The following is a 23840-nucleotide window of genomic DNA, read 5'->3' on the forward strand; positions in this document are numbered from 1 at the left end:
CTATTCGGCAGGCTGTGGCGATTCGCCAAACTGCTCTTTGACCAGATCGAAAAAGTTCGTGACTGAAGCCGGAAAATGTCTGGTTTTCACAAAGCAGAAATAGACGTTCCGCTTTAAATATTCATCTTCGATTGGCCGGAAGGACAACGTTTTGGGAAGGTCTCCCGACAAGTAATTTTCAGGCAGAAGGGCGATGCCCATTTTTTGTTCAACGACTTTCTTCGCCATTTCAAATCGTTCAATCTGGAACTGGATATCCGGTGTCAGCCCGGCCTTCTTAAAAGCGGCCGTAATCTGATTGCGTGTCCTGAACGAAGGCATGCCGAGAACAAGCGGGTACTTGCATAAATCATCCAGTCGGATGAACTCACACAGACTCAGTGGGTGAGTTTCCGGAAAAACTGCCACAAATCGTTCTTCATAGAGAGGGACCGCCTGAACCTGGTCATTGATCAGTTCCTGATTGGTCACAGCTGCATGCACGTCATAGCGCAGCAGCGCCTCAAGCACCGTTTCATTATACAAAGTATCCATTACCGTGAATGTGTTGAGGGGGTACGATTCCCGGTGAATGGCCATCAGTGTGGTGAACCATTTATGGGCAGATTCTATCATTCCGATACGGATTTCGGCACGATCCCCATTGATGTTTTCCTTGATTTCTTCTTTCAGCATCTTCACTTGCTGGAGAATGGCGGTGGACCGCTCACACAGCAGACGGCCGGTATCGGTCAGGCGGAATTCGCGGGTAGTCCGTTCCAACAGAGGAGCACCGAGTTCTTTCTCCAGGTTTTGAATCGACTTGCTGAGTGATGGCTGTGAGATGTGCAGGGCTTCTGCTGCTTTTGAAAAACTCCCATGGCTGACGACTTTGACGAAGTACTCCATCTGTCTGAGGTCCAAACTTGCCTCTCCATTCTTTTTATAGCCTAAGGCTATAGTTTTATTGAAAAGCGGTATTGGGATTTATAATTCAATCTCATTATACTGAAAACAGTTCAGGTTTTGGAGGATGGTTGCAATGTTTAAAGAAAGCGATTTCAATATATGGGCAGGACGGATTGATAGTGATTCAGACCCTGAAAGCTTCCGTTATCATCAGGTGATCCGTCAGGCAACAGAACATAAAGGGAATCAAAAAGATCAGGTTCCGGTGGCGCTGATCGGATTTGAGTGTGATGAAGGGGTCAGGCGGAATAAGGGCCGATTGGGTGCCAGAAAGGCTCCTGACGCAATCAGGAAGCAACTTGCCAGCATGCCGTGGAGAGCAGGAGATCATGATTTGTTTGATGCAGGTACTGTTTCCTGCGTCGGAGAAAAGCTGGAAGCAGCTCAAAAAGAGCTGGGAGAACATCTGGCCAACGTTTTGGATGCAGGTTCACATGCAGTCATTATTGGCGGAGGACACGAAACGCTCTACGGGCATTATCTTGGCATCCGCAGACATGCAGGTGAAGATGCAGTGATTGGACTGGTGAACGTTGACGCACATTTCGATCTTCGTAACTATGACGAGCAGCCATCATCGGGGACGATGTTCAAGCAGATCCTTGACCACGATCCCAATGCAAAGTATTTTGTCTGCGGTATCCAAGAGTATGGGAATACGACAGAGCTCTTTAGCCGTGCGGAAACGTTGGGCGTTACTTATATGATGGAAGAAGAGACCACGATGGAGACTTGCCGGAAACCCCTCGACGAATTCGTGGATAGCTGTGATGTGGTTCTTCTCACTCTGTGCATGGATGTAATCAGCGCTGCGGATGCGCCGGGTGTCAGCGCACCTTCCGTTTTCGGCCTGGATCCCAAAACGGTGCGGGAGCTGATCCGGTATATATGTGCAAATCCCAAGACGACAAGCTTTAACATATCCGAAGTGAATCCTGATCTTGACGAAGGCGGCCGAACGGTCCGGCTTGGTGCATCCTTTGTTAACGAGGCAGTGATGGCGTTTAAGAAAGGTGTATGAAGATGATTGAAATCAACCAGATTACCACTCTGTTTCTGGCAGTATTCCTTTTCCTAATCGGAACAGCACTCGTTAACCGGATCGGATTCCTGAACCGATTCCTGATCCCGGCACCGGTCGTGGGCGGATTGATCTTTGCCATTGTGGCATTTGCACTGAAATCGGCAGGGATTGTCGAAGTGGTGTTGGACACATCGCTGCAGACACTGTTCATGGTGGCATTTTTCACGACGGTCGGTCTCGGTGCCAGCTTCAGGCTGATCAGGCTGGGTGGCAAGCTTCTTATCATTTACTGGCTTGCCTGCGGCATAATGGCGTTCATGCAAAATATTATCGGTGTTTCGTTTGCCCGTGTATTCGGGATTGAACCGCTTTTGGGGGTCATGTCCGGAACCGTTTCGATGTCCGGCGGTCATGGCGGGGCAGCAGCATACGGACATACAATTGAACAGCTGGGGATCACTTCGGCCGTGACGATTGGTATCGCAGCAGCCACTCTCGGCCTGATTTTCGGAAGTCTTTCGGGCGGCCCGGTTGCCCGGTATCTGATCAATAAACATGATTTAAAGCCTGTGTCAGGAAAGATTGAAGAATACGTCGGTGAGGATGAGCAGCCGATCAGGGAACGGTCCTTTATGATCCAGATCGGGATGATCACTCTTTCGATGGCCGGCGGAACGTATATAGGCGAGATCTTTACCAATACGACAGGCTTTGTACTACCTTCTTATGTCGGTGCGATGTTCATGGCCGTTATCGTCCGGAACCTGGCAGATCGATGGATCCCGGGGACCATCAACATGAGGGAAATCGACCTGATCGGCAATGCCTCTCTTGCCATTTTCTTGTCGATGGCACTGATGAGCATCAAACTCTGGGAAATCGCCGGCCTTGCACTGCCGCTGCTGGGCATCGTGCTTGTCCAAGTCATCTTCATCGTCCTGTTTTCCGTATTTGTGCTTTTCCGCCTGCTCGGCAAGGACTATGACGCAGCTGTCATGATTTCGGGGTTCCTCGGACACGGCCTGGGTGCAACACCGAATGCGATGGCAAATATGTCGGCGACCGTCAGCAAGTATGGTCCTTCCCGTACAGCCTTCCTGATTGTTCCGATTGTCGGGGCCTTCCTGATCGATGTATTCTCTGCTCCTATCATCATTACAACGATCAACCTGCTGGCACCGTAATAGAGAGCTTTTAAAGGAAAGCATACGGGGATGTTTCCCTGATCATCAGAAAAAGAAGCCTCCCGGCCGGGAAGGCTTCTTTTCAGTTTGAATCCAAATCGCCGCCCGCTTCCTCTTGGGCTTCTCTCGTGTACTTCTTCACCGCCGGCATAATCTCTGTCGCGATCAGCTCGATGTTTTTGGCAACCTTGTCAAATGGCACTCCGCCAAAATCAATCTGTGCGATAAAGCGCTGATGGCCGAAAAGTTCGTACTGATAGAGGATCTTTTCGATGATTTGCTGAGGGCTTCCGATCATGAGGGCATCACGGTGGTCGACAGCCTGCTCGAACTGCTGCTTCGGATAGCCGCTGCCGCGAATTGCCATGAATCCGTAGTGCAGATGAGGGTAGTACTCGCGGAGCGCATCCTGAGTGGTTTCAGCCGTATATAAAAGGCTCGTCGTGCCGATCGGGAGCCGGTTCGGGTCATGCCCGCTCCGCTGGGCAGCTTCCCGGTAGGCGTCGACAGAAACCGTAAAGTTCATCGCCGGCCCGCCGAGTGTCGCCAGCATCATTGGGACGCCTGCATAGCCGGCCTTGATTGCGCTTTGCGGAGGGCCTCCGACTGCGCGCCAGATCGGAAGTTGTCCGCCCTTTGGTCTCGGGTAGATCTCCGCGTCCCGGAGGGGAGGACGGAATTCGCCTTCCCAGCTGACGGGGCCATCCGCCCCGTTCAGTTTCAGGAGGAGGTCCAGCTTTTCCTCGAACAGCGCTTCATAGTCGTTCAGATCATAGCCGAGCAGGTCGAACGCGCCGGTCCTGGATCCGCTGCCCGCAATAATTTCTGCCCGTCCGCCGGAAATCAGATCGATGGTCGCGAAATCTTCATAGGCACGAACCGGCTCCCAGACGCTCAGTACGGTGGAGGAGCTGGCAATCTTGATTCGTTTTGTCGCCTGTGCAATGGCACCGAGGACGACGCTGTGAGCCTGGGTCGTAAAGTGGCGCTGATGGCTTTCGCCGACAGAGAACACGTCCAGGCCGGCTTCGTCCGCAAGCCTGGCGGCATCGATGATTTCCCGGATGCGCTGCTCCGCGCTGATCTTCTCGCCGTTATGCGGATTCATCATATGATCACCGAGTGAATAGAGGCCAATCTCCATCCCTTTTGACCGGTCCATCTTGAGTGGTTCCATGCGGGTGGCTCCTTTCCTGTTCCTGCTTATAGCCAGTCTACTGCCGGAAACAGGGCCGGGCAAACGGTTTGACTCACTCTGATTGGTGTTTAATAAAGTGAAAACCGGCAATGACAATACTAGACTGAATTTATGGGAGGGCGAATCATGTCAAATAACCAAGCGCAATCGTATGCCAAGGATGTGCCGGGGAAGGACCGCCTGAAGATGGCCGCAACTGCGATGGCGGCAAACGCAAAACTCCATACGAAGAAGAAAAGTGAGCCGCTTGTGGCTGATGAACGGGTGGACGAAAAGCTGGCAGAAGAAATTATCTCGCTTTGGCCGGCGACACCGAAAGCTGCCGCGGAGACGATGGTGAAATTCTACGGCCAGCCGAACGAAGCAACAGTCAACCGGCTGACCTGGTACAACAACGGACCGTGGAAGCGGACGGTCGTCTTCAAAGAAGAGATTCCGCATGATTTCCCGGAACCGCATGTTGATTGCCTGGAGCAGACGATCGACTACCATGTTCCGGCGGATAAAGTCGGCCTGATCGGGGAGCTGGAGGGCAGCCTTGTGGTCGACCGGACAAAGGGTGAGGTGTCGGTCCACTGTGACAATGAAGGGGCCAATACCCTGTCCATGAACATGATGCATGAGGTGGTCACGGGCAAGCGTACGCCGCAGGAAGCACGCGACTTCATCAAAAATGAAATTGTGGAGTACATGATGGACCGGTCCGCTCCGTACTGTGAATCATTCCAGTTTGAGCTTCCGCAGGGCAGCCAGTGGGATCCCGACAAGACGGTCGTCCAGGATAAAATGCTGGAAGAAGCGGTGGGCAAAGTGAAAAAGACATTGGGCATCAAATCATAAACAGCAAACAACAACAATAAGCCGCCATGCAACTGCATGGCGGCTTGTTGTTTACATCGTGTCTACAAAAGGTGCATCGCCGCTTCCGCCTCATGCCACGGAATGGAATAGCCCTTGCCCTTGGCGCAGAAGATCGATGACGAGGAATAGTCGGGATCGGAATCTTTGTCGTAACCGATCCGTTCTGTCACTTCTTCCGGGTTATGGCATTCCTCATAGCCGCCGGAACGCAGGGAAATGGCGCCTTTGCCGTTTGTGAAGGAAGCGAATTCTGCGGGATAGCCCATGAATGTGGAGACGGGTACACGCGCGCTGATGCGTACGGCGTCTCCCTCCGTCTCAGGGTCCCCGAACTGTCCGTGCGATTTCCGGATGTCGTTCAGCACACGGCCCATCAGTCCGGTGTCCACTTTGATCTTCACGTCGTATACCGGCTCCAGCAGGACATTGTCCGCCTTTTCCAGGCCCTGCCGGAGGGCACGGAGCGACGCTTCCCTGAAGTCCCCGCCGGATGTGTGCTCGTTGTGTGACCGGCCTCTGATCAGTGAGATCTCCAGGTCAGTGAGAGCTGATCCCGTGAGCAGGCCCCGGTGAGGCTCTTCGGTGAGCACCTGGCCGACGAGGTTCTGATAGCCCGGGGCAAGTTCATTCGGGTGGCAGTGGCTCTTGAATGTGATGCCCGCCCCCCGTTCGGACGGAGCGATATCCAGATGCACTTCCGCATAATGGCGGAGCGGTTCGAAGTGCCCGTAGCCGGTGACGGCCGTCCTGACTGTTTCCTTGTAGAGGATGGACGGTTCTCCAAAGGTGATGTCCGCTCCGAACCGTTCGCGGACCACTTCCGTGAGCACATCCAGCTGGATCAGTCCCATGACATGCACGCGGATCTCCCGGGCCTGCTCCTCCCAGGTGACGGAGAGGGAAGGGTCTTCCGCATCCAGCAGCATAAAACGGGCGAGCATATCTTTCGGATGGACAGATTCACTGAAACGGACCGCGGCCGACAGGGAAGGGGTGAGGGAAAAGGCGGCCCGTCCCGTTTCGGCTCCGATGGGTTCGCCGGCCTCAAGACCGGACAGTCCCATGACCGCCACCAGTTCACCGGAAGCGGCAGAGTCCCGGACGGTGTACTGGTGGCCGCTGTACTTCCTGATCTGTGTGACTTTTTGGGGCTCGCCGTCAATCCGGATCTCATCCCGGACCGACAGACGGCCGCCCGTCAGCTTCAGGAAGGTGATGCGTTGTCTGCCATCGTCATGGCGGATTTTATAGACCTTGGCAGCAAACGGTCCGTCCGCATCGGCTTGGTTCCCGTCGGAAAGCCGGTCCAGCCAAGCGAAGAATTCGGTGATGCCGGTGTCCTTCAGTGCCGAGCCGCTTCCGGCAGGGAAAACGTCCCCTGAAAGCGTCAGCCGGCGCATGGCTTGGATCCACACTTCCTCTTCAAAGCCTTCTTCGAGGTAATGCTCAAGAAGAGTCTCGTCCCGCTCCGCCATCCACTCGATGACATCAGGGGTCAGCCCATCATCCAGGAGAACCACATCTTCAGACAGGGACTTCCGGATCTCGTCCAGTGCTGCCTCCCGGTCCGCGCCTTCCCGGTCGGTCTTGTTGATGAAGATGAACGTCGGAACGCGATGCTTCCGGAGCAGGCCCCAGACCGTCTCGGTATGTCCTTCCACGCCGTCTGCCGCACTCACCACGAGAAAGGCCGCGTCCATCACCCGGATTGCCCGCTCCATCTCAGGCGAGAAGTCGACGTGCCCGGGAGTATCGATCAGGGTGTATTCGGTCCCGTTGTGGCAAAACACGGCCTGTTCGGCGAATACGGTAATCCCCCGGCTTTTCTCGATTTCATGGTTGTCGAGGAATGCATCCTTGTGGTCGACCCTTCCGCGGGTCCGGATCGCTTCCATATGATAGAGCAATTGCTCGGAGAATGTTGTTTTTCCGGCATCCACATGGGCGAGGATTCCGATGGTCTTGAACATGTCCATTCCTTCTTCCTGGCCGGATTCTGCTCAATAGTATAGCAGAGTCGGTTCAGACAGGCCCGCCATCCATTCGGATGCGGAATGCATCTCCGCCTTTGATGTGCCGGAGAACCGGCAGGTCATCTCCGGTCACCCGGCCGATGACATTCACTTTCTCGTCTGCGGGCAGATCCCGTTTTGTAATCTGCAGCTCTCCCTCATAACGGCCGTACAGGGAGTTGTCGAGGGTCACTGAGCCGAGCGGGCGTGCCGCCGTGTTGGCGGGCGTGACCGGCCTGTCGCCGGCATTGCCGTACATGCGGGACTCTGCGGAGCGGATCACGTCCCGGGCGGCATCCGGCCGGTTAGTATGGTCTGATCCGGGCAGGGCGGCCGGCGCATCCGGATAGGCCGGTACGGCATCGAGGAGGTAGACTCCTTCCGCATGGCTCCTGAACTGCTCCATCGAGCGGTCCCTGACCGACGGATCACCGATATAAATATGATCCACGCATCCGATGTTCAAGAGGTCGAGATAAGAGGAGAAGGACGTGCGATCCCTGTGTTCTTCAAGTGTCGGAAGCCCGTTGAAAAGAGGGACGCGCCGTTCGCCGTCCCCCGGAACGAATGCCATGACTTTTAGGCCTTCGCTCTGCAGCCAGCGGTTCCGTTCGGTGAAATCTTCCACCCCAAGACCGGTTTCGGGACGCGGATAGAAATTATGCCACGCTTCTGTTGCAGAAAGGCGGAGACCGCATTCCTTCAGTCTGCGGATGGTTTCCGCCGTCAGCGTACTGGCATTCAGTGCGACTGTCATCCGGCGGGACAGGGCGGCCGTCTCTTCCTCGCTGATCCCATAGTCCACACGGAGGCCGGTGACTCCCCAGTCGAGCAGCCGGTCCGCCGTCTTGAACGTGAGGCCGAGATGGCCAAGCGAAGCGGGGGAGATGTCGGCGGTCAGCTCCATTTCATAGGTTGCGGCAAGCGCGCCAAGCGCCCGGAGCCGGTCGGCATATTGCCCCGGGTCCTCTTCAGGGATATGGAGGGAAGTGAAGATGCCCCGGAAACCGGCAGCCTGCATCTTCCGGATATACGTTTCCTGCTTGTCGGCAGAGGGCTCATTCAGGTAAACAGAAATTCCAAGCATAAAACAGCTTCCTTTCTTGATCGGGCGTAAATAGACAAAAGCAGGGGGAGGGGCCCGCTATACAGCGGCCCGTCTCCTCCTGCCCCCTTTTAGTATGAAGTGGCTTGAATCAGAAGTTTTCGTCCATCTCTTTATTGAAGCCGAAGAAATACGTGAAGAGGAATCCGGCTGTATACGTGATGACGAGCCCGATGAAATACATCAGGTATTTGTTGTCCGCAATCAGCGGGATCAGGGAAATCCCCGACACCCCGATACCGCCGGCCGCCGTGTGCATGATTGCCTGGTAGGCACCGCCGACAGCCCCGCCCAGGCAGGCGGTGATAAACGGCCGGCCGAGAGGGAGTGTCACCCCGTACAGCAGCGGTTCCCCGATTCCGAGGAAGCCCACCGGGAGACCGCCCCTAATGACGTTCTTCAGGCGCTGGTTCCGGGATTTCACGTAGATGGCGATCGATGCGCCGACCTGCCCGGCTCCGGCCATCGCCAGGATTGGGAGGAGCGACGTCGCGCCTACGGAATTAATCAGTTCCATATGAATTGGCGTGAGCCCGTGGTGGAGCCCCAGCATGACGAGCGGCAGGAAGAATCCGGCCAGGAGACCGCCCGCTACCGCACCGCCGACATCAAGAATGGCGTGGATGCCGGTTGTGATGCCGTCAGACAATACGCCCGCCGCCGGCATGACCGCAACGATCGTCAGCAACCCGACTGTCAGGACAGTGAAGAGCGGCGTGATGATGATGTCCACGGCGTTCGGAACGAATCTTCTGTAGAAGCGTTCAAAGACGACCATCAGCCAGGCAGCGAACATGGCGCCGAACAGGCCGCCGCGACCGGGCAACAGATTTTCGCCGAACAAGACAATTTCCGCAAGTCCGGGATGAATGGTGATGATACCGGCAATGGCCCCGAGGACCGGTGTTCCCCCGAACTCTTTCGCAGTGTTCCAGCCCACGACAATCGCCAGGTAGGCAAAGATGCTGCTGCCGAGGAGGGAGAAGATCTGAATCCATGTAAGTGTCGGATCGACTCCAGCGTTTTTGGCGAACCCTGCAATCCCGTTGATGATCCCGGATGCGACAAGTCCCGGAATAAGCGGGATAAAGATACTTCCGATCTTCCTCAGAAGATTTTTGACCGGCGTGTTGTTTTTCTTTTTCAGCTCCGCCTTTTTCAGGCCGACGGCGTCATCTTCGTTGGCGTCCAAGGCTTCCCCCATCCGCATGCCGGTCATCCGTGTAATCTGGTCGGACACTTTGTTCACGGTGCCCGGTCCGACGACAACCTGCAGCGTCTCGTCTTCGATGACCCCCATGACGCCATCCACGTTTTTCAGTGCCTGAATATCGGCCTTGCTGTCATCTTTCAGATTCAGCCGGACACGGGTCATGCAGTGGGTAAAGGAATGGATATTGTCCCCGCCGCCGATATGGTCCAGGATCCCCCTTGCGAGCTTTTCCTCTTTTTTCATCATTTCCCCTCCAGATCATCTCTGAGTTTCTCTGATAAACCCCTTTGCTTCGTTTAACCGTGCATTCGCTTCCTCGAGCGAGCAGCCCAGGAGCAGCATGACGATGGCCGGCTTCACCTGGTCGCCGGCTTTTTCGTAAGCTTGCTCTGCCGTTTCAAAGTCCACGCCGGCCGCTTCCATGATGATGTGCTTGGCGCGTTTGACCAGCTTTTCATTGGTGGGCTGCACGTCGACCATCAGATTGCCGTACACTTTTCCGATTCCCGTCATCGCGATGGTGGAAATCATGTTGAGCACGAGCTTCTGGGCGGTGCCGGCTTTTAGCCGTGTCGAACCGGTGATGACTTCTGGCCCGGTCACGACTTCGATGGCGACATCGGCGATGCGGCCAATTTCGGAGCCTTCATTGTTGCTCAGGGCGACGGTTTTTGCCCCCAATTCTTTGGCACGGTCCAGTACGCCGATGACGTACGGAGTCCGGCCGCTTGCTGCGATTCCGATGACGACATCATCCGGACCGGCAGAGAGGGCAGCGATGTCTTTGGCGCCCTGTTCTGAATCGTCCTCGGCCCCTTCGATCGCAGTCGTGATCGCCTGTTCGCCACCCGCAATCAGGCCGCGGACCATGCCCGGGTCCACTCCGAAAGTCGGCGGGCATTCGGACGCATCGAGTATGCCGAGCCGGCCGGACGTTCCTGCACCGGCATAAATCAGCCGGCCGCCCTTTTGGAATGCGTTTATCACAAGGCTGACAGCGTTTTCAATCGCATCGATCTTTTCCCGGATCGCTTCAGGGATTCCGGCATCCTCTTCGACCATGAGCAGCAGGCGCTCCCTGACCGGAAGCGTATCGATGTTCATGCTCTTCGGGTTTCTTGACTCTGTCGTGAGTTTCTCCAGCATGTTTATCACCTACTGTTATGAAATTATGTTTCATGGATTCATTCTATTAAAAAGAAATTAAATGTCAATATGGAGAATATTTTTTCTTCATTTGTCGAAAAATCCCCGGAAGGAAAGGCTGGCAGCCAGTTCCTTAGCCGGGGATTATCTGCGGAGGCGGATGACTTCGTTCCGTGCCTCATGGTATTCATCGATGACGGATTCACCTTTCGCGTGGAAAACACTGAGGTAGAGGGCGTCGATGATGGTCAGCTGTGTCATTCTGGACGGGATGCTGCCGATCCGGTGGTCCTGCTCCACGACAGGTGTGCAGAGCCGGATGTCCGCTTCCTTGTAGAGCGGGGATTTGTCCAGATTGGTGATGGCAATGACCGTGGCGCCTTTGGATTTTGCGAAGCGCGCAAGCTCCAGGATGTCTTTGGTCTTTCCTGAGTTGCTGATTGCCAAAAACACCGAATCACCGTTCAGGTAGGGGATTGCGGACAGCATGAAGTGGAAATCATGGTGGCTCTGACATGGGTAGCCAAGCTTTGTGAACTTATAATAAGCGTCCGTGGCGGCCGTGGCAGAACCGCCCACACCGTAGAACAGGAGCCGGCCCGCGTCTTTCAGAACGCCGACGGCCTTTTCGAACTCTCTGCGGTCGAGGGAGGAGGGAATGGCCTCGATGGCCGATTTGTTGACATGGGCGACTTTCTGAAACAGGTCGTATGGTTCGTCCTGATGATGGAGGATGTTAAAATCCGTCAGGTTCATGCCGGTAAGCGTCAGGTCCTTGACGAGCTCGAGCTTGAAGGACTTGAAGCTGCCGATGCCAATTGATTTGCAGAACCGGACGACACTCGATTCACTGACGCCGCTGTTTTTGGACAAGTCCCTGGTCGTCATGTTCGGAATCAGATCCGGATGCTTCAGAATGTATTCACCGATGGCCCGTTCGGCGCCGGACAGGCTGGCAATGCTTTGTTCGATGCGGTTAAGTAGTGAACTCATGGTCGGTACCGTCCTTGATGAGAAATGGTCCGCCAGCCGGATCAGCCCGATTGGCGGGAACTGCGTCCAGTATAACAGACAGCAGAACCCAACTCTATTTCAGGTAGCGGTAACTCCTTTGGCAGACAATTTATACTATATGTTAATATGTATTTAATATTATTCGGCGAAAGGTGTGCTAACTATGGCAACTAGTAAAATAGTTTCTTTTATAAATATGAAAGGCGGCGTTGGAAAGACAACGCTTACAATCGGGATTGCAGATTATCTTGCTAAACATCTTAACAAAAAAATACTAGTGATTGACATAGATCCTCAATTCAATGCAACTCAGACATTATTGGATATTTATAGCAAAGAGGATTATTTTGATGATATTCTACCAGAAGAAAGAACAATAAATAAATTATTCAAACCACAGACAGAATTCAAAAGGGATAGTGAAATTCCAAGCAAAGATGAAGTGATTACAACTTTAAATGAAAATCTTGATCTTCTATGTGGAGATTTAAATTTGGTTCTTGTAAACAAAACAAGTGATTATAGACAGGTGAAAAAACTAAGACGATTTGTTAGAGAAAATAAATTAAGGGAAATCTACGATTACATTCTAATCGATTGTCCTCCGACACTTACTGTTTATACCGATGCAGCTTTATTATCATCAGACTTTTATTTAATTCCTAATAGAATTGATAGATATTCAATTATAGGTATTTCATCTTTAACAACAGCTATCGATAATCTTATTCATGAAGAAGATCATGATATACAATGTTTAGGATTGGTTTATACGATGTTAGATAATGAATTAACGCAAAAACAAACTGCAATTAAAGAAGAGTTTGAAGGTCAGTTGGATGATTATACTTACATATTTGATGCAACAACAACTGTTGTTAGAGATCTACAAGTTGGTAAGAGGGGATCATTGCCCACAAACTACCAAAAATCCTTACATGACATAAGTAATTTATCTGAAGAATTTATAGATCAAATACAAAAGAGATTGGATTTTGAAAAATGAATTTTAATTATTATAGAAGTGAGTTGAAATTCAAAGGAGCTAAAAAACACAAAATTCTAGGGGTTGTCTCTGATTTATTATTATCGAAAGAACTTTTTCCAAGAAATGATGATCTTAGAATATTTATAAAAGAAATTTTTGATATAGAATTTAAAGATTATATATTTAGTTCTAGAACTTTAATTGTGGCGAGAGTAACAAGATCGTTATACCTCAAAACAGATAAAGAATTAGAAATAGTAAGAAAAAAACTTATTATATTTTTCGAGAAGTATAACAAATTAGATGTTGAAAATAGAGGGACGACAAATTTAAGTAAATGGATAAAAGGAATTTCAAATGATTAATACTTATGAAATAACAAGAATTAAGAAAGAGATAAACGACTTTAACGAAGAAAACTTTAAAGAATATTCAATTGACATACAGAATGATATAAAAAAAGTGGTAAAATACACCTTCTTCCTTAGAAGTATAGCGGATGAAGAAAACGGCAATCATTATTTGAAATCAATGGTCTCTGATTTAGTGTTTTTAATAAAAAGCTTTAAAGATAATAATTATAGGTACGTTCATCTGAATCTTCGATCAATAATAGAACATGCTCTAAGGTTTATTTCTGACGAACCAGCTAGTGGAGAAACAAGAAGTAACGAGCTTTGGGAGAAAGCGAATAAGTTTTTAAATGCGAATGAAAGCCAAAAATTAGATATAAGTGCAACGAAAGGTGCTTATAAAAGGGCATGTAACTATGTGCATGGTAACGCTAAAGCAGATATGCCGATTGTTTCTTTTTTTGATGAAACGCTAAATATGAAATATGAAGTCAACAAAACCAGAAGCCTTTTATCAAATGTATTAAAAGTGCTACATGAACTTGTATATATCTTGTTGGCGAAATGTGCAGATTTAATTGACTATGTATTCCATAGAAAGAAGACTCTATTAGAGTATCTGATAAATAAAAAGTACGTGGAAACACTTAGGTCTATGACTGATTGAGTCATCTAGTAAGGCAATACAGTGTTTGTAATTTACACTTTTTTAATTTGATTTTGTATAGGAGATTTTCATGTGAGTATAGCCATAATTTATGAAGACAATCATCTTCTGGTCGTCGAAAAGCCGGTGAATATGCCTGTCCAGGAAGACAGGACAGGGGATATGGACCTGCTGAATGCGCTAAAAGAAATGATTAAAGATCGCGACAACAAGCCGGGCAATGTCTACCTCGGCCTCGTCCACAGACTGGACCGCCCGGTAGGAGGAGCGATCGTGTTCGCGAAAACGTCCAAGGCGGCTTCCCGTCTGTCTGACATACTCCGCCGCCGTGACATGGACAGGGAGTACATCGCGGTCGTTCGAGGCAATCCGCCAAAAGAAAATGGACGCCTGGAACATCATCTTCTTAAGGATAAAAAAGAGAACAAAGTCAGCGTCGTGAAGCCGGGTGTAAAAGAAGCAAAAAAGGCAGTGCTGAACTATGAAGTACTCGGGCGGAAAGGGGACCTGACGCTTGTTTCAGTCCGACTTGAGACCGGGCGTCCCCATCAGATCCGCGTTCAGCTGTCGGCAATCGGCTGTCCGCTCTACGGCGACCAGAAATACGGCGCTTCCGTCAACCGTCCGGGCCAGCAGATTGCACTTTGGTCAAGGTCACTCTCCTTCACCCACCCGGTGAAAAAGGAGCCGGTATGTGTAACAAGCCTGCCGCCAAGCGCAGAGCCCTGGAGTTATTGGAGCCTGTCCTGAGGGTGTACGACCAAAGCCACGCCTTTCAGATGTCAGACTTTTTCTGGATTACGCCGCCAAAGTGGCAGAGTCCCGTGATGTCCGGATATGATAGGAAGAACCGGAATCAAAGGGGAAAACTTCATGAAGAAAAACATCATGCTCACAACGGTTCTTATCAACCTGTTCATCGCCTTTATGGGCATTGGGTTGGTCATCCCGGTGCTGCCCGCCCTGATCAACGAGCTGGGTCTGAGCGGGTCGGCCGCTGCCAACCTGGTCGCGGCATTTGCACTGACGCAGCTGATCGTCTCTCCGGTTGCCGGGAAATGGACGGACAAGTACGGCCGCAAGCGGATGATCGTGATCGGACTGATTCTGTTCAGCTTGTCGGAGCTTCTGTTCGGACTGGCGCAGTCGATCACAATGCTGTTTGTCTCGCGCCTTCTCGGCGGGATCAGTGCAGCCTTCATCATGCCGGCCGTCACGGCATTTATCGCTGATATCACGACGATCGAAGAACGGCCCAAGGCGCTCGGTTATATGTCTGCAGCCATCTCGACCGGATTCATCATCGGCCCCGGATTCGGCGGGTTCTTGGCTGAAATCGGCACGCGTGTCCCATTCTTTGCTGCATTCGGCCTGGCATTCATCGCCGCTCTGTTTTCAATGATCGCGCTCCGCGAGCCGCAGCGGCAGAAGGCGGAAGCGGAAGAAATGGTGCCGGGCACATCCGGCATCCGCAAAATCTTTGCTCCCATGTTTTTCATCGCTTTCGTCATCATTTTCATTTTGTCATTCGGGCTGGCGGCGTTCGAGTCGCTGTTTGCGCTTTATACCGACCATAAGTACGGCTTTACGCCGAAGGACATTGCCATCATGGTCACGGGCGGGGGGATTGTAGGAGCGGTCGCACAGGTGTTTCTGTTCGACCGGCTGAACAAATGGCTCGGTGAGATCCGTCTGATCCGCTGGTGCCTGATCGTCTCCGCCGTGCTTGTGTACTGCGTCACATTGGTAAGCTCATACTTTATGATCCTGCTCGTGACGATGACGGTGTTTATCGGCTTCGACCTCGTACGGCCGGCGGTGACTACCTATCTGTCGAAAGTGGCCGGGAATGAGCAGGGTTTCGCCGGCGGCATGAACTCGATGTTCACCAGCCTCGGCAACGTGTTCGGACCGGTCATCGGCGGGATCCTGTTCGATATCGAGCTGGATTATCCGTTCTACTTCGCCACCGCCACGCTGGCTGCGGGCGTCATATTGTCTTATTTCTGGAAGAAGCCGAAAGTACTTGCCGCAGGCCCGTCTTGAACGGGCCTGTTTTTATTTGGTGCTTAACAAGCATTGACAATATCAGAATTTAAAGATAATATCTTAGAAAGCGTTTTCATTATTGTTGTCATTATCGAATAAAGTAGAACAAGGAGGGATCAATTATGAAACTGGCCCGGAATATCATCATTGCCCTTATTGCCGGTGTCATCGTCGGTCTTGCGCTGAACCTGTTTGCTCCAAGTGTATTTGATCCGGTGGACACGTACTTCTTCGGCCCTCTCGGAACGATTTTCCTAAACCTCATGAAGATGCTCGTCGTCCCGGTCGTTTTCGTTTCCATCGTCCTCGGAACAGTCGGCATCGGAGACCCGAAAAAATTGGGCCGGATCGGCAGCAAGACAATCGTGTATTTTCTCCTTACAACAGCAGTGGCCATCGTGATCGCACTTATACTGGCCCTTATCCTGAAGCCCGGCACTGCAGGTAATTTTGATACGGCAAGCATCAATTATGAAGCACAGGAAGCACCGCCTGTCATGGATACGCTTCTGGGTATTATCCCGACCAACCCAGTCACTGCAATGGCTGAGGGGAACATGCTCCAGATCATCTTCTTTGCAGCACTGATCGGATTCGGTCTCGCCATGCTCGGCAAAAAGGTGGAGCGGGTCAAGGAAGTGATCGAACAGGCCAATGACCTGATCATGTACCTCATCACTTTTGTCATGAAGTTTGCGCCTTACGGGGCATTCGGCCTGATTGCTTCGGCTGTCGGAAGCCAGGGCTTCGATGCCATCCGGGCGATGGGCATGTACATGGGTGTTGTCCTGGGGGCACTCCTGATCCATTCGGTCGTCGTATACGGCGGCACAGTGGCCCTGATCGGCAAGAGGAGTCCGATCTGGTTCTTTAAGAATTTCTTCCCGGCACAGGTCGTCGCGTTCAGTACGGCAAGTTCTGCCGCCACATTGCCGGTTTCTCTGAAGATGGCACAGGAACGGCTGAAGGTGCCGGAGTCGATCAGCTCCTTTACCCAGTCGCTCGGTGCCACGATCAACATGGACGGCACAGCCATCATGCAGGGGGCTGCAGTCGTCTTTATCGCCCAGGCGTTCGGCATTGAGCTGTCGTTGGGGCAGCTGCTGATCGTCGTCCTGACCGCGGTCCTTGCAAGTATCGGAACCGCTGCCGTCCCGGGTGCCGGCCTCATCATGCTCGCGATGGTCCTCACTTCCGTCGGCCTTCCGGTTGAGGGGATTGCGCTCGTCCTCGGGGTCGACCGCCTGCTCGATATGGTGCGTACAGCCGTCAACATCACCGGGGACGCGGCATGTGCGGTTGTCGTCTCTCAGACGGAAGGAGTTCTCGGTGATCCGGAAATGGAAGGGGTTCCCGCAGAAAGCAAGACTGTCTGATCTGAATATAAAAGACCGCAGCAGCCTGACTAAAAGGCGCTGCGGTCTTTTTATTGGTTTTCCAGGCGCTGCCTGTACAGCTCGTCCACGGGAACAAACAGGCCGACGGTTCCTTCTTCTTCATGGTTGAGCGTCGCAAAGACGATGCCGACGACCCGTCCATCTGAATCGAGAACAGGGCTGCCGCTGTTCCCGCGGTAAACAGGCGCTTCCATCATGATGACCGGCTCCTCAAGGCCGTTTACCCGGATCGGGCCGATCACATTGCCTTTGTTTGCTACTCCGCGGAAGCTGAGCGGGTTGCCGATAAAGGTGACCGGGTCCCCTTCCTGCAGGTGATAGGCGTCCGCCAGCTCAAGGGAAGGAAGCCCTGATTCATCATCGGCTTCAAGTACAGCCATATCGGATTCCGGATAGGATTCCGTCACGTCCGCCATGAAGCGCCGGTCATCCGAGAGGACGACCGATACCCGGTCGTAGCCTTCGATCACATGATGGTTGGTCAGGATCGTGCCGTCTTCGGAGATGACAAAGCCTGTTCCTGAACCGTCAGGCGTGACGATGGAAACGACGGATTCCTTCTGAGCCTGCACGGTCTCCTGCTGTGAAAGCTGGGAGGACGTGCGCAGGAAGTCCACTGCCGACAGCGGGAACAGCTCAAGGACGAATGCGAATGTGCTGACGACCATCATGAGCGAGATGATCCAGATCATCGCCTTCGTGCCGAATGATGGCCGGCGTGGCGGAGCTTCCTCGGTCCGCTCCTTCAGCAGTGCCTCGCGCTGGGCCTCGAGGACGAGCAGCCTGATCTCCTCGTCTTCGGGATCTTCCGGTTCTTCAGAGACTGGTTTCCGATCAGCAGGCTCATTGTATTCGTGAAATTCGTCTTCGTCGAGCTCCTCTTCATCGAGGACATCGCCTTCCGCGATGGCATCCCAGACGACCCAGTCGTCGGGTTCCCATACGTCTTCTTCTATGTAGTCATCCGTATCCTGAATCGGATCCCGCTCTTCACGAGGAAGTTTGCGTTCATCCTCCCGGTCCGGATAATCGTCATGCCGATCGTTTGGATTGCTCATACATCCACACCCTCGAAAGTTGCTTGGCTCCATTATACATGACGCCGGGGTGGAGGAATAAATGAAAAACGGCTGCCCCGGGGGGACAGCCGCCTTCATCGGTCAGTATTTACCGAACTTAAACAGTTTGGCCAGCGCCTTCAGGATGATCGCCAGTGCGAACAGGACGATCAGGATTGCCACAATGATCACCAGCAGTGTAAAGAGTGGGCCTAATGGCAGGATTGCCGGAACGAGCAGGAACAGCCCGAGAATGGCATAGCCAGCCAGGATAGCTGCCAGGAACAGGTGGATGCTTTCTTTGTACTGAGTCATGATATCTCACCTCCTTATCAACCACAGTTTATTCCGGCTTTTTGCCGGCACCGGGGCGATTGAAGGGGAAGCGGAGGGTATTGGCGAAGAACCTGTGAGAACAGAGTCTATCTGGGAAGGGGAAATGGGAGATGGGACCTGGTAGAGAGTCAGAGAAAGTCATCCGGGAGCTCGGGGCGTACTCCGAATGGCTCGGGGAGATCAGTACTGTTGAGCCGTCTATCTTAGAGGAGCGCGTCAAGGAAGGGAAGTGGTCGGCAAGTGAAATCATCGCCCATATTCTGAAATGGGATGAGCACCTGACCAATCGGGTGATTCCTGCCGTGCTGGACGGAAAGGGAATGGAGTTCCCGCAGTTCGGCCCATTTAACGACAGGGCAGCGGCTTATGCACGAACCGTATCGCCAGGAGCACTTATTGAGGAAGCACAGGATACTCGGAATCAGCTGATATCCCGCCTGTTGGAACTGCCGGAGAAAGTGCTTGTAAGACCGGTGTCGTCAAACGGTGAAACCCATTGCCCGCATACCGGCCAGCCTTATACGCTGATCTACATCATTGGAGATTTTATCTATCATGATCGCCATCACCGGAAACAGGTTGATGGGTTCCTGGAAGATGCACAATAATACCCCGTCCGCTGAATCAGGCGGACGGGGCGTTGTTCTTAACCCTTCCTATTTCAAACCAGAACTCGCTCCCAGAATCGGTGGGCGGCAATGGCCTCCACAAATTCTTCGGTGAATTCTTTGATGTCCGTTCCGGTGATGACTCCGGGTTTTCCTTCAAGATCATTGACTCTCAGCCACTCGATCCCTTCACCGGTCGCGCCGATCGGCTTATAGTGCGAAAACGCCTCGTCAATAAAGTAGGCGGCATCTTTGTTGAATTTCCTGTTTTTGCGGCTTCCCCTGATCATGTAGACGGCATCGAATAACACCGATTTTGCAGTCAGGAAGGTGTGCTGCGCTTTTACCTTTACCCCGTTCGTGCCTTGTACGGTCCCGATTCTCTCACTGATAATTTCCGGCATGATCCCCTCGTCCGTCAGTCTCTCCAGCACATAGCGAACCTCCGGGCCGTTGAATCCATCCGTCAGTATGACAGCGACTCTACGGGTTATTGCTGTTTTTGCCGTGTTTTCCTGGCTGAGGGCAGGGGAGGATTTGGTAACGCTCGAGCCGCCCCCCTCAGGAGGTTTTGCCCCGACATTCACTGCAAAGGCGGTCGCCAGTTCCACGCTTACATTGGCGAACATATCCACTACCTGCTGTTTGACCGACTGGCTTTTCACTTTCCCGAGCTCGAAGCTGAACGCCTCGATGATATGCGCCTTTTCATGGTTGGTCATGCTATTCCAGAAAAGCGTCGCCTGAGAAAAGAAATCTTCGAAGCTCTCGCTGCGTGCCCGGATTTTGCGGCCTTCCACTTTTTCCTGATAGGTTTCATAACCGCCTTCTTCCGGGGGAACCGGCGCAGGAGTGTTGCCGGCAAGGGAGTTCCTGTGATAACTCACTTTCCCGAGATTGATGGTCTGGCGGTGGTAGCCATCGCGCTGGTTGTTATGGAACTGTACAATCGGACGGTTGATCGGAATCTCATGGAAGTTGGGTCCGCCAAGGCGGATCAGTTGAGTATCCAGATAGGAAAACAGTCGCCCCTGTAACAGCGGGTCATTGGTGAAGTCAATGCCCGGTACGACATTGCCCAGGTGGAACGCGGCCTGTTCCGTTTCGGCAAAGAAATTGTCCGTATTCCGGTTCAGGGTCATCTTTCCGACAGGGATGACCGGTATGTCTTCTTCCGGCCAAAGCTTGGTGGCATCAAGGATGTCGAATCCGAGACTGAATTCGTCCTCTTCGGGTAGAATCTGTACGCCAAGTTCGTATTCCGGGTAAAATCCTTTTTCAATGGCATTCCAAATATCATTTCGGTGATAATCCGGATCGATGCCCGCCAGTTTGTGGGCTTCATCCCACACGAGGGAGTGTGTCCCCAATGCAGGTTTCCAATGGAACTTCACAAAATGGGCTTTCCCCTCATCATTGACAAGGCGGAAGGTATGGACGCCGAACCCTTGCATCATGCGGAAGCTCCGCGGAATGGCCCGGTCTGACATGATCCACATGATCATATGGGCGGATTCCTGGTTGTTCGCGACAAAGTCCCAGAACGTGTCGTGGGCAGTGGAAGCCTGAGGGATCTCATTGTCCGGCTCGGGTTTGAAAGCATGGACAACGTCCGGGAACTTAATGGCATCCTGAATGAAGAAAACAGGAATGTTATTTCCGACCAGGTCATAGTTTCCTTCTTCGGTATAAAACTTAGTCGCAAACCCCCGGGCATCCCGGACCGTGTCCGCAGAGCCCCGTGATCCGTTAACAGTAGAAAAGCGGACAAATACAGGGGTCTTTTTCGAAGTGTCCTGCAGGAATTTCGCGCTCGTATACTTTTTCATGTTTTTGTAGAGCTGAAACTCACCATGCACGGCAAAACCGCGTGCGTGTACCACCCGTTCCGGAATCCGTTCGTGGTCAAAATGCGTCAGTTTTTCGCGGAAATGAAAATCCTCCATGATGGTCGGTCCACGGACTCCCGCTTTCAGGGAGAATTCATCTTCCGAGACTTTTAATCCCTGGTTGGTCGTCATGGCTTTGCCCTTGTCGTCTACGCGGAATGATTCCAATTGCTCGTCTTTACTGTTCATTTCATTCTCATGATCATGCTGATCCATAGGAATATCCCTCCTCATCATTTAAGGGTATGTGCCACCAGAAAGGATTATTGAAGAAATTTGTATCCCTTAGAGGCTTTTTTATGTGAGGAGGGATGCCTTCTATTAAAAAGGCTTAATCATCTCTCAGTTTTTCGACGAAGGCTCATCCTGGTGATGGCCCAGTGCCTGGTCAGCAAGTGCCCGGGTGGCCATATCATCTGCCGGCGGGTTATGGAGGCCGGCCCGGACGTTCCGGTAATAGCGCTGGAGCGGATTGGTCCGCTGCAGGCTTTTTGCGCCCGCGACCCGCATCGCTTTGTCCACAATTGAGATGGCGGCGTTGGTGACAGTCGTTTTGGCGACGGGCACCTCATGGCCAAGATGAGGCCGGCGCGCCGGGTCGTCGTGCGCATCTGCCACGCTGTAGAGCACATGGCGCGCCTGCGACAGTTCCAGGTCCATCTCGCCGATCATCTGGCGGACGTTCGGCAGCTGACTGATCGGGCCTTTGATGCTGTTGGGTGCGTGCCTCCCGGCAAAGTCCACGGCAAAGTCCCGTGCCGCCTGGGCAATGCCGAGGTAGGCGGCCGGCATATGCAAAAGCCAGCCGTCAAATGCCGGTCCGCCCGGTTTCCGGAAAGGCAGTTCCACAAGTGCTCCTTCGTCTACCCGGACTTGTTCGAGGACAAGATCGTGGCTGCCGGTGCCGCGCATGGAGACGACGTCCCACGTCTCGTCGATGGAAAGACCCTTCAGATCCCGGTGGAGAAGGAAGAAGCCGACCCGTTCCTTGTCTTCCACCCAGGCAGAGGTGAGAAAGTAGGTGAGGGAAGGGGAGCCGGTCGTGAACGTCTTCCGGCCGCTGATCACATACGAATCCCCGTCGCGAACGGCCACTGTGCCCGGTTTTCCGCCCCGGGAAGGGCTGCCGGTCGCAGCTTCGCTCACCGCACGGTTGACGAGGGCGCCTCCCTTCAGTTCTTTTGCGAAGAACTCCAGCATCTCCCCGCTCCAGCTCTGCTGTTCGAATATCCCGCCCGGCACGCCCAGGTTCCAGCCGACCGAGAGGGCAATATTCTCGTCAAACCGGGCGATTGTTTCCTGATAAAGAACCATATCGTGCACGCCCGCTCCGGCGCCGCCAAATTCTTTAGGCACGGCCAGTGCCGTGTAGCCGGACCCGGCGAGCTTTCGGATTTGCTCTGACGGGTACGTTCCGGCTTCATCGCGTTCCTGTGCGTCCCTGGCAAACTCCCTGCCGAGCTCTGTCAGCTTGCGGACCCATTCTTTCTGCTGTTCTGTCCTGATGAATAACTCCATCGTTCGCCCTCCTAGATACAGATATTACTTAAAGTGTACAGGACTAGTCGGGGATGGGTGAAACAAAACCTCCGCCCGCCGGGATCAGTCGGCAGATGGAGGTGGAATCATCCATTCAATTTCATTTTCCCCAGACGTCCTCCGCGATTTTTACAACATGGCGGATCTTCGCCCATTGCTCGTCTTCGGTCAGCTTATTGCCTTCTTCCGTTGACGCGAACCCGCACTGCGGGCTGAGCGCTAGCTGCTCAAGCGGCAGAAACTCGGAAGCTTCCCGGATCCTCGCCTTGATCAATTCTTCATCCTCCAGTTCAGGGTGTTTGGATGTGACGAGTCCCAGAACGACGGTGAGGTCCGGCCGGGTTACGTGGCGGAGCGGTTCAAATCCGCCCGAGCGATCATCATCAAACTCGAGGAACAGGCCGTCGACATCCAGGCCACCAAAGATGACCTTCCCGGCTGCCTCGTAGCTGCCGCTCGTAAAGTGAGTCGACCGGAAATTGCCTCGGCAGATGTGCATCGTGACGAGCAGGTCGTCCGGCCGGTCCGCGATCGCGCCGTTGATGGCTTCGGCAAACTGAAGGATCAGGCGGTCCGGGTCGGAGCCGTCCTCACGGATTCGGTTCCGCTCTTCTTCCGTGAAGAATGACGTCCAGGCGGTGTCGTCAATCTGCAGATACCTGCAGCCTGCATCATACAGGTCGCGGATCAGCGCGTGGTATGCCGGAATCACGTCCTGATAGAACTCTTCTTTCTTTTGATAGACATCCGTCTCAAGCGCTGCACGGCCAAAGACGAGATTCGGGCTCGGGATCGTGAACTTCACCGGTGTCCCATCACCCGCGATTTCCTTCAGCTTCCTGAAATGGTGAATGAACGGGTGGTTGCCGCTGTAGCCGATTTTCCCTGTTACTTTGATGCCGACAGGGCGCACTTCGATGCCCGTGAACTTGCGGGTACCGTTCTCGACTTCACGGAATTCAATACCGTCAAGCCCTGCAAGAAAGTCGAGATGCCACCAGCTGCGGCGGAATTCGCCGTCAGTGACGGCAGACAGGCCGTTCTCAAGCTGCGCCTGAACGAGCTTGCCGATTTCTTCATCCTCCACACGGGTCAGTTCCTCCCGGGTGATCGAGCCGTTGCTGAACTGTTCCCGGGCGTCTTTCAGGCGCTGTGGGCGGAGAAAGCTGCCCACGTGGTCGGCCTTGAACGGGGTGCGGATGTTTTGGGTTTCTGTCAGATTGGATGTCATGATGATTCCTCATTTCTCTT

General features: G+C 53.0%; 23 protein-coding genes and 1 pseudogene. 10 read left to right on the plus strand and 14 right to left on the minus strand.

Going from position 1 to position 23840, the window contains the following annotated elements; genetic code table 11:
- Positions 1–903, minus strand: a complete 903-nt coding sequence (locus AV656_RS09635) for a LysR family transcriptional regulator (protein ID WP_063181389.1) — start codon at positions 901–903, stop codon at positions 1–3.
- A gap of 118 nt (positions 904–1021) precedes the next feature.
- On the opposite strand from AV656_RS09635, the gene hutG reads away from it, so the two are divergent.
- Together hutG and gltS are read left to right on the plus strand one after the other, a co-directional pair.
- Positions 1022–1969 carry a formimidoylglutamase gene (gene hutG / locus AV656_RS09640; protein ID WP_197462236.1) on the plus strand — a complete coding sequence of 316 codons (948 nt, stop codon included), beginning with the start codon at positions 1022–1024 and terminating at the stop codon, positions 1967–1969.
- Positions 1970–1971: 2 nt separating this feature from the next.
- The gene (gene gltS / locus AV656_RS09645) at positions 1972–3156 is read left to right on the plus strand and encodes a sodium/glutamate symporter (protein ID WP_063181393.1); all 1185 of its coding nucleotides are present in this window, start codon (positions 1972–1974) and stop codon (positions 3154–3156) included.
- A gap of 82 nt (positions 3157–3238) precedes the next feature.
- Here the strand turns inward: gltS and AV656_RS09650 are convergent, their stop codons facing one another.
- Positions 3239–4333 carry an LLM class flavin-dependent oxidoreductase gene (locus AV656_RS09650; RefSeq protein ID WP_063181396.1) on the minus strand — a complete coding sequence of 365 codons (1095 nt, stop codon included), beginning with the start codon at positions 4331–4333 and terminating at the stop codon, positions 3239–3241.
- A 147-nt stretch (positions 4334–4480) separates the two neighbouring features.
- Here AV656_RS09650 and AV656_RS09655 point away from each other — a divergent pair, with 147 nt between their 5' ends.
- Positions 4481–5194 (plus strand): hypothetical protein, encoded by a 714-nt coding sequence (locus tag AV656_RS09655; RefSeq protein WP_063181398.1) that lies wholly within the window; start codon positions 4481–4483, stop codon positions 5192–5194.
- Positions 5195–5256: 62 nt separating this feature from the next.
- Here the strand turns inward: AV656_RS09655 and AV656_RS09660 are convergent, their stop codons facing one another.
- From AV656_RS09660 to AV656_RS16730, 7 genes and pseudogenes are all read right to left on the minus strand, one after another.
- Positions 5257–7185 carry an elongation factor G gene (locus AV656_RS09660; protein WP_063181721.1) on the minus strand — a complete coding sequence of 643 codons (1929 nt, stop codon included), beginning with the start codon at positions 7183–7185 and terminating at the stop codon, positions 5257–5259.
- Between the two features lie 52 nt (positions 7186–7237).
- The gene (locus tag AV656_RS09665) at positions 7238–8314 is read right to left on the minus strand and encodes a DUF871 domain-containing protein (RefSeq protein ID WP_063181400.1); all 1077 of its coding nucleotides are present in this window, start codon (positions 8312–8314) and stop codon (positions 7238–7240) included.
- A 109-nt stretch (positions 8315–8423) separates the two neighbouring features.
- Positions 8424–9788, minus strand: a complete 1365-nt coding sequence (locus tag AV656_RS09670; RefSeq protein WP_063181402.1) for a PTS transporter subunit EIIC — start codon at positions 9786–9788, stop codon at positions 8424–8426.
- A gap of 15 nt (positions 9789–9803) precedes the next feature.
- Positions 9804–10691: an N-acetylmuramic acid 6-phosphate etherase gene (gene murQ / locus AV656_RS09675; protein ID WP_063181404.1), complete on the minus strand. Its 888-nt coding sequence runs from the start codon at positions 10689–10691 to the stop codon at positions 9804–9806.
- Between the two features lie 144 nt (positions 10692–10835).
- Complete coding sequence (locus tag AV656_RS16720) at positions 10836–11303, minus strand: SIS domain-containing protein (RefSeq protein WP_419865553.1); 468 nt, start codon at positions 11301–11303, stop codon at positions 10836–10838.
- Positions 11300–11377 carry a hypothetical protein gene (locus AV656_RS16725; RefSeq protein WP_419865554.1) on the minus strand — a complete coding sequence of 26 codons (78 nt, stop codon included), beginning with the start codon at positions 11375–11377 and terminating at the stop codon, positions 11300–11302. Before AV656_RS16725 ends, AV656_RS16720 begins: the two co-directional genes overlap by 4 nt.
- Before the next feature lie 94 nt (positions 11378–11471).
- Positions 11472–11684, minus strand: a pseudogene (locus AV656_RS16730) (MurR/RpiR family transcriptional regulator); the annotation flags it as partial.
- A gap of 184 nt (positions 11685–11868) precedes the next feature.
- Between AV656_RS16730 and AV656_RS09685 the strand changes: the two are divergent.
- The 6 genes from AV656_RS09685 to AV656_RS09710 all read left to right on the plus strand — a co-directional run bounded on the left by AV656_RS09685 (position 11869) and on the right by AV656_RS09710 (position 17138).
- Complete coding sequence (locus AV656_RS09685; RefSeq protein ID WP_063181408.1) at positions 11869–12711, plus strand: ParA family protein; 843 nt, start codon at positions 11869–11871, stop codon at positions 12709–12711.
- Entirely contained in the window at positions 12708–13058 is a 351-nt protein-coding gene (locus AV656_RS09690) for a hypothetical protein (RefSeq protein ID WP_063181409.1), read from the plus strand. Before AV656_RS09685 ends, AV656_RS09690 begins: the two co-directional genes overlap by 4 nt.
- Positions 13051–13713 carry a hypothetical protein gene (locus AV656_RS09695; RefSeq protein ID WP_063181410.1) on the plus strand — a complete coding sequence of 221 codons (663 nt, stop codon included), beginning with the start codon at positions 13051–13053 and terminating at the stop codon, positions 13711–13713. Before AV656_RS09690 ends, AV656_RS09695 begins: the two co-directional genes overlap by 8 nt.
- Before the next feature lie 72 nt (positions 13714–13785).
- Positions 13786–14463: an RluA family pseudouridine synthase gene (locus tag AV656_RS09700; RefSeq protein ID WP_063181411.1), complete on the plus strand. Its 678-nt coding sequence runs from the start codon at positions 13786–13788 to the stop codon at positions 14461–14463.
- Between the two features lie 123 nt (positions 14464–14586).
- Entirely contained in the window at positions 14587–15759 is a 1173-nt protein-coding gene (gene norA / locus AV656_RS09705) for a multidrug efflux MFS transporter NorA (RefSeq protein ID WP_063181413.1), read from the plus strand.
- A 125-nt stretch (positions 15760–15884) separates the two neighbouring features.
- A complete protein-coding gene (locus AV656_RS09710; RefSeq protein WP_063181414.1) occupies positions 15885–17138 on the plus strand; it encodes a dicarboxylate/amino acid:cation symporter in 1254 nt (417 codons plus the stop codon).
- A gap of 50 nt (positions 17139–17188) precedes the next feature.
- Here AV656_RS09710 and AV656_RS09715 read toward each other — a convergent pair whose 3' ends face one another.
- Positions 17189–18217 (minus strand): S1C family serine protease, encoded by a 1029-nt coding sequence (locus tag AV656_RS09715; protein ID WP_063181416.1) that lies wholly within the window; start codon positions 18215–18217, stop codon positions 17189–17191.
- Between the two features lie 102 nt (positions 18218–18319).
- Positions 18320–18532, minus strand: a complete 213-nt coding sequence (locus AV656_RS09720; RefSeq protein WP_063181418.1) for a hypothetical protein — start codon at positions 18530–18532, stop codon at positions 18320–18322.
- A 131-nt stretch (positions 18533–18663) separates the two neighbouring features.
- Here AV656_RS09720 and AV656_RS09725 point away from each other — a divergent pair, with 131 nt between their 5' ends.
- Positions 18664–19161 carry a DinB family protein gene (locus AV656_RS09725; protein WP_063181420.1) on the plus strand — a complete coding sequence of 166 codons (498 nt, stop codon included), beginning with the start codon at positions 18664–18666 and terminating at the stop codon, positions 19159–19161.
- Between the two features lie 53 nt (positions 19162–19214).
- Here the strand turns inward: AV656_RS09725 and AV656_RS09730 are convergent, their stop codons facing one another.
- The 3 genes from AV656_RS09730 to AV656_RS09740 form a co-directional block, all read right to left on the minus strand.
- The gene (locus AV656_RS09730; protein WP_063181422.1) at positions 19215–21266 is read right to left on the minus strand and encodes a catalase; all 2052 of its coding nucleotides are present in this window, start codon (positions 21264–21266) and stop codon (positions 19215–19217) included.
- A gap of 126 nt (positions 21267–21392) precedes the next feature.
- Positions 21393–22568, minus strand: coding sequence for an acyl-CoA dehydrogenase family protein (locus AV656_RS09735; RefSeq protein ID WP_063181424.1), 1176 nt, complete (start codon positions 22566–22568; stop codon positions 21393–21395).
- Positions 22569–22689: 121 nt separating this feature from the next.
- The gene (locus tag AV656_RS09740; RefSeq protein WP_063181426.1) at positions 22690–23820 is read right to left on the minus strand and encodes a 5-methyltetrahydropteroyltriglutamate--homocysteine S-methyltransferase; all 1131 of its coding nucleotides are present in this window, start codon (positions 23818–23820) and stop codon (positions 22690–22692) included.
- Positions 23821–23840 lie beyond the last annotated feature (20 nt).

This window comes from Bhargavaea cecembensis, assembly GCF_001619585.1.
Taxonomy (GTDB): Bacteria; Bacillota; Bacilli; order Bacillales_A; family Planococcaceae; genus Bhargavaea; species Bhargavaea cecembensis_A.